The organism is Lysinibacillus zambalensis (assembly GCF_040183165.1).
GTDB lineage: Bacteria > Bacillota > Bacilli > Bacillales_A > Planococcaceae > Lysinibacillus > Lysinibacillus zambalensis.
The window spans coordinates 1-514 of sequence record NZ_JBEGDG010000095.1 but is presented as its reverse complement, the minus strand read 5'-3'; the positions used below and the strand labels follow the sequence as shown (position 1 = coordinate 514).

General features: G+C 39.5%; 1 protein-coding gene. It reads right to left on the bottom strand.

Annotated features, from left to right (window positions below; translation table 11 throughout):
• Positions 1–99: 99 nt before the first annotated feature.
• The coding region (locus ABNX05_RS26205; RefSeq protein ID WP_349662355.1) for a hypothetical protein at positions 100–514 on the bottom strand (415 nt) is incomplete at its 5' end.

Here is a 514-nt window from a genome sequence, read left to right as displayed (position 1 = left end):
AAACAAATTCGGAAAGTAAGTAGCTAACAACTCAATATCACGCTATTTCTCAAAAGATATTATTTAAATGTGCCAGAGGAAGCAAGATAGAAAAAACATTTACAAAGATAAAAAATAAACAACAACGTAAATGTCACGTTTGCCAACCGACAAAACAATAACGCTAAGAAAAGATAAACGAAGTGTATTAATGTACGTCATAATGATTACTGCTGCAAAGTATATTTTTAAAGTGAGTAGGATAAAAAACAAGATATGCTGCGCTTTCGCACAAACAAAACCATAACCTGTTGTTGCTGTCGCTGCGCTTTCGCACAAACAAAACCAAATCCTGTTGTTGCTATCGCTGCGCTTTCGCACAAACAAAACCAAAACCTGCAGTTGCAGTCGCTGCGCTTTCGCACAAACAAAACCAAAACCCGCTGTTGCTGTCGCTGCGCTTTCGCACAAACAAAACCCAAACCTGCTGTTGCTGTCGCTGCGCTTTCGCACAAACAAAACCAAAACCTGCTGC